The 3,554-nt window shown below is 77.5% G+C and carries 3 protein-coding genes; 2 read left to right on the forward strand and 1 reads right to left on the reverse strand.

The annotated features are described in order from the left end of the window. The first annotated feature begins 101 nt into the window (after positions 1 to 101). Both FOE67_RS20020 and FOE67_RS20025 read left to right on the forward strand, forming a co-directional pair. Entirely contained in the window at positions 102 to 1,964 is a 1,863-nt protein-coding gene (locus tag FOE67_RS20020) for an ABC transporter ATP-binding protein (protein WP_182666229.1), read from the forward strand. Continuing rightward, positions 1,961 to 2,872 (forward strand): ECF transporter S component, encoded by a 912-nt coding sequence (locus FOE67_RS20025; RefSeq protein ID WP_323385109.1) that lies wholly within the window; start codon positions 1,961 to 1,963, stop codon positions 2,870 to 2,872. The genes FOE67_RS20020 and FOE67_RS20025 overlap by 4 nt, the downstream gene beginning before the upstream one ends. Here FOE67_RS20025 and FOE67_RS30140 read toward each other — a convergent pair. Beyond that, positions 2,838 to 3,554 (reverse strand): peptidoglycan-binding domain-containing protein (locus tag FOE67_RS30140; protein ID WP_182666230.1); only part of this gene is annotated, 717 nt, incomplete at its 5' end. The genes FOE67_RS20025 and FOE67_RS30140 overlap by 35 nt on opposite strands.

A 3,554-nucleotide genomic window follows, 5' to 3' on the forward strand; every position in this document is an offset into this window, starting at 1 on the left:
CCTCGCCCCCGTCCCGCCGGGGCCCGCCCGACCCGGGACGCGGTCGGCGGCACGGATCCATCCCGCCCCCGTACCGGGGAACCCGAACCGGAGCACCGCCCGTGATCACCTTCTCCGAGGTGTCCGTCCTCCACGACGGCGCCGACCACCCCGTCCTCGACGGCCTGGACCTCACCGTGCCCGAGGGCGAACTCACCCTGCTGGTGGGACCCTCGGGGGCCGGGAAGACGACCCTGCTGGGCACCGTCTCCGGCCTCGTCCCGCACTTCACCGGTGGCACGCTGCGCGGCCGGGTGACCGTCGCCGGTCGCGACACCCGCACGCACCGGCCGCGCGACCTCGCCGACCTGGTGGGCAGCGTGGGCCAGGACCCGCTCGCGCACTTCGTCACCGGCACGGTGGAGGAGGAACTCGCGTACGGCATGGAGTCGCTGGGCTTCCCCCCGGCGACCATGCGGCGCCGGGTCGAGGAGACCCTCGACCTGCTGGGGCTCGAGGAGGTGCGCGATCGTCCCCTGGAGACCCTCTCCGGCGGGCAGCAGCAGCGGGTCGCCATCGGGTCGGTGCTGACCGTGCACCCCTCCGTGCTGGTGCTCGACGAGCCGACCTCCGCCCTGGACCCGGGGGCCGCCGAGGAGGTGCTGGCCGTGCTGCAACGCCTGGTGCACGACCTGGGAACCACCGTGTTGATGGCGGAGCACCGGTTGGAGCGGGTGGTGCAGTACGCCGACCGGCTGCTCCTGCTGCCCGGCGACGGCCGCCCGGCGGAGCTGGGGGAGCCGGCCGCGCTCATGGCGCGGTCGCCCGTGCGCCCGCCGGTGGTGGAGTTGGCGGAGGTCGCCGGGTGGAGTCCGCCGCCGCTGTCGGTGCGCGCGGCCCGCCGGCTGGCCGGGCCGCTCCGCGAACGGCTGACCGCGGCCGGGGCCGCCGCCCGCCCGTCGGCGACGCGGGAGACGGTGGGGCCACCCCTGGCGACGGTCCGGCGACTGTCCGTGCGCCGGGGCCGGCGGGAGGTGCTGCGCGGCGCCGAACTCACCGTGCGCGGCGGCGAGGTGATCGCCCTCATGGGGCGGAACGGCTCGGGGAAGTCCACGCTCCTGGGCTCCCTGGTGGGCCTCCACCCGCCCGCGGGCGGCGGAATCCTGGTGGGCACGGGCGCGGGGGATCCCGACCTGGAGCCGCACCGGGCCCGGCCGGCCGAGGTGCTGCGCCGGGTCGGCCTGGTGCCGCAGGATCCGCGTCACCTGCTGTACGCGGAGACCGTCGCCGCCGAGTGCGCGACGGCCGACGCGGACGCCGGGGCCCCCGACGGCACCTGTCGGGGTCTGCTCTCCCGACTGCTGCCGGGGATCGCGGACGACAGCCATCCCCGGGACCTGTCCGAGGGGCAGCGGTTGGCGCTGGCGCTGGCCGTGGTCCTGGCCGCCCGACCGCCCCTGGTGCTGCTGGACGAGCCCACCCGGGGGCTGGACCACGCGGCGAAGGCGCGATTGGTGGAGATCGTGCGGGAGTTGGCGGCCGAGGGGCACGCCGTGGTGCTGGCCACCCACGACGTGGAGTCGGCGGCGGAGGCGGCCGACCGGGTGGTGGTGCTGGCCGGTGGGGAGGTCGTCGCCGACGGCCCCACCGCCGAGGTGGTGGTGGCCTCCCCGACCTTCTCCCCGCAGGTGGCGAAGGTGTTGGGGGCGGTCGGGCCGCTGACTCCGGCCGGGGTGCGCGCCGTCCTCTCCGGGGAGGCCGGGGCCCCGACAGGGCCGACCGGGCCGACCGGGCCGACGGATGTCCGTGCGGGGAGCGATCCGGGGGTCCCCGCCGACGCCGGCCCGGCATCCGGCGCCCCGGCCACCGGGGCGCCGGGGCTGGAGGGCGCGGGAGGTCACGGTCCCCGGTGGTGGCGACGCCGTCGGCGGACGCGGACCGCCCGGGAGCACCGGGGCGCGGGTCCCGCCGGGGGCGGGTCGTGACCGCCGCCGGTGCCGCCGGGACGCGCCCGCTGCGCTGGTCCCCGCGCTCGACGACGGCGCTGTTCCTGGTGAGCGCGGTGGGCGCGGCCGGGTTCGGCTGGCCGCTGATGGCCTCGGAATCCTTCGGCGTCGCGTACGGCGCGCACGCCCCCTGGCTGTTCGCCCTGCTGCTGCCGCTGCTGCTGGCCGTGCTGCTGGCCGCCGTCACCGAGCACGGCGCCGGCGCCAAGGCGGTGGCCGTGCTCGGGGTGCTGGCGGCGGCCGGATCCGCCCTGCGGCTGCTGGGCGCGGGTACGGCCGGGCTGCAACCGATGTTCTTCCTGATGGTGCTCGCCGGGCGGGTGTTGGGTCCGGCGTTCGGTTTCGTGCTGGGGGCGGTGACGATGTTCGCCTCCGCACTGGTGACCGGTGGGGTGGGGCCGTGGCTGCCGTTCCAGATGCTGGCGCTGGGCTGGTTCACCCTGGGCGCGGGGCTGCTCCCGGCCCCCGATCGACTGCGCGGCCGGGCCGAGGTGGTGATGCTGGCCGGGTACGGCGCGCTCGCCTCCCTGCTCTACGGCCTGGCGATGAACCTTCAGGGATGGCCGTGGATCGCGGGGATGGCGAGCGGCATCTCCTTCGTCCCCGGGGACCCGCTGGTGGAGAACCTCCACCGGTACCTGGCGTACGTGCTCGCCACCTCGTTGGGGTGGGACGTGCCCCGGGCGGTGCTCACGACGGCGCTGGTGCTGGTCGCGGGCGGGCCGGTGCTGCGGGCCCTGCGACGGGCCACGCGACGGGCCGCCTTCGGGGCCCCGGTGCGGTTCGCCGCGAACGGTCCCGGCGGTCCGGACCGGTCGGGCGCCGGCGCCGGGGGTCCGAGGGGGGATGCCCTCAGCGACCGCCCCATCCCCGGCCGCGGCTCGTGACGGCCTCCAGCCGTTCGCGGGTCAACTCGCAGTAGACGCCGCGCTCCTGACGGTTCCAGACACCGAACCAGTCCTGGAACCGGGCGACGGAGTCGAAGGTGGCCTGGTCGTAGGTCCCGGTGACGGGGACCCGGAAGTGGTCGCCCAGGCGGCCCAGGCGCTCCTGCACGTCCCGCACGGCGGGGCCGCTGTCCCCCATGGAGAGGACCTCGGGCTCGACCAGGGTCGTCTCCGGCTCGGGCTCCTCGGACGGCGGGGCGGCGGACTCGACCGGCGGCTCGGGTTCCGGTTCGGCCTCCTCGACCGGCGGCTCGGGTTCCGCCTCCTCGGCGACGGGCTCCTCCACCGGCGGCTCGGACCCGGTGACGACCGGGGCGGGGGCCGCCACCGGGGTGGTCTCCTCGGTGACGGCCTCGGTCGGTTCCGGCGCGGTCGTCTCCTCGTCCACGTCGGGGGCGCCCTGGCCGTCGGGCAGGGCGAGGCTGGGACCGGGGTCGATGTCCCGCTCGGCGGTGTCGTCCCCCGCGCGTCCGCCGATCAGCGAGGCCGCCACGGCGGTGCAGCCGACGACCGCGGCGACGGCCCCGCCCGCCAGGGCGGCCACCCGGCCCCGGCTGCGGGGCCTGCGGTGGGCGGCGCGGTCCTCCTCGCCGGGCCACGGCGGGGCGGGGGCGTAGACGAG

It is taken from the genome of Streptomyces calidiresistens, from assembly GCF_014141525.1.
GTDB classification, from domain to species: Bacteria; Actinomycetota; Actinomycetes; order Streptomycetales; family Streptomycetaceae; genus Streptomyces; species Streptomyces calidiresistens.